The sequence below is a fragment of the Symbiopectobacterium sp. genome, assembly GCF_051710365.1.
Lineage (GTDB): Bacteria > Pseudomonadota > Gammaproteobacteria > Enterobacterales > Enterobacteriaceae > Symbiopectobacterium.
Window position 1 is genome coordinate 1 of sequence record NZ_JBPETA010000345.1, and the last position, 1,568, is coordinate 1,568.

The 1,568-nt window shown below is 50.4% G+C and carries 1 protein-coding gene and 1 pseudogene; one reads left to right on the forward strand and one right to left on the reverse strand.

Annotated features, from left to right (window positions below):
• The first annotated feature begins 351 nt into the window (after positions 1 to 351).
• The gene (locus ACTBDZ_RS17640; protein WP_438816249.1) at positions 352 to 1,362 is read left to right on the forward strand and encodes a sulfate ABC transporter substrate-binding protein; all 1,011 of its coding nucleotides are present in this window, start codon (positions 352 to 354) and stop codon (positions 1,360 to 1,362) included.
• Between the two features lie 94 nt (positions 1,363 to 1,456).
• Here ACTBDZ_RS17640 and ACTBDZ_RS17645 read toward each other — a convergent pair.
• A pseudogene (locus ACTBDZ_RS17645) lies at positions 1,457 to 1,568 on the reverse strand (IS5 family transposase); the annotation flags it as partial.

A 1,568-nucleotide genomic window follows, 5' to 3' on the forward strand; every position in this document is an offset into this window, starting at 1 on the left:
AGTTCAGTATTGGTGACAGACCACCACAAGTATCCAACCTCAATTCTGTTCACAAGACCATCGTTGATGTTCTCGGCGAGCGATACCGTCGAATTTATTCTTAAAGTAGGTGCGGAATGACGGATCCAAGGGGCCGATGGCCCCTTTTTGCTGCCTGCGAGCCGGTAATCTGCTTAGATTTAAAAAACTGAATAGGCTCAAAGAATATAACGCGAGAGCATAAATTATCGCGAAACAATATTTTTGCCCCCACCCCCTATCCTCTATTGTCACCCCATGTTGTGAGCCCATTGCCCGCACCACGCCAAACACACTACACAAATTACGAAAAATGTTGAGGGAGTGATAATGATGTCAATACGTCGTCTGGGAGTATCTCTTGCAGCAGCAACGGTATTATTTGCGGGCGCTGCGTCTGCGGCAACGGAATTGTTGAACGTGTCTTATGACCCAACGCGTGAACTGTATCAGGAATATAACGCTGCCTTCATTAAACACTGGAAAGAAACCACTGGCGAAACACTTTCCATTAAAAACTCCCACGGCGGTTCCGGCAAACAGGCGCGCTCGGTCATCGATGGCTTGCAGGCGGATGTGGTGACGCTGGCGTTGGCGGGCGATATTGATGCCCTGAATCTGAATCAGCCGCTGATCGATCCCAAGTGGCAGGCACGCTTGCCGGATAACAGTACGCCTTACACCTCTACCATTGTGTTCCTGGTGCGCAAGGGCAACCCGAAAAACATCAAGGACTGGGGCGATCTGGTGAAACCGGGCGTAGAAGTGATCACACCGAACCCGAAAACCTCCGGCGGTGCGCGTTGGAACTTCCTGGCGGCCTGGGCTTATGCCAAGCACCTGCCGGGTGGAAGTGATGAAAGCGCAATGAAATTTGTGACTGAACTTTATCGCCATGCGCCGGTATTAGACACTGGTGCGCGCGGCGCCACTATCAGTTTCGTACAACGCCAACTGGGCGATGTATTGCTGGCGTGGGAAAACGAAGCCTATCTGTCACTGAAAGAGCAGGGCGGCGATCAGTTGGAAATCGTCACGCCGTCGCTGTCTATTCTGGCAGAGCCGCCGGTTGCCGTTGTGGACAAAGTGGTTGAGCGCAAAGGCACACAAAAACAGGCTGAAGCCTACCTGAAATACCTCTACAGCGACGATGCGCAGCGCATTATCGGTAAGAACTTCTACCGCCCACGCAATGCCAAGATTGCTGAAGAATTCAAAGGTCAATTCGCACCGGTGAAACTGGTGACCATCGATGAAGAGTTTGGCGGCTGGACCAAAGTGCAGGACCAATACTTTAACGACGGTGGCGTTTTTGACAAGATTTTCAATGAAATCAATAAATAATTTTTAAAACGCCTACTGGCTGGCCGCTACGTTGATAGCGGCTTTGCCATGTGGATAGGCTGGTTCACTGAACTATTGCATTAGGCTGTGTCCCTTAATTGCGTAACCGGTGGTAAAACACGCGGATGCAGCCCAGTTTCACCATTGCTAGATAGTTTCTTGCCGTTTTTTCATAACGTGTGGCGATCCGTCGATATTCCTTTAAA

What these genes read in the sequence shown, in the direction of transcription:
- ACTBDZ_RS17640 (WP_438816249.1), top strand. Translation starts at nt 352, where the DNA reads ATGTCAATACGTCGTCTGGGAGTATCTCTTGCAGCAGCAACGGTATTA.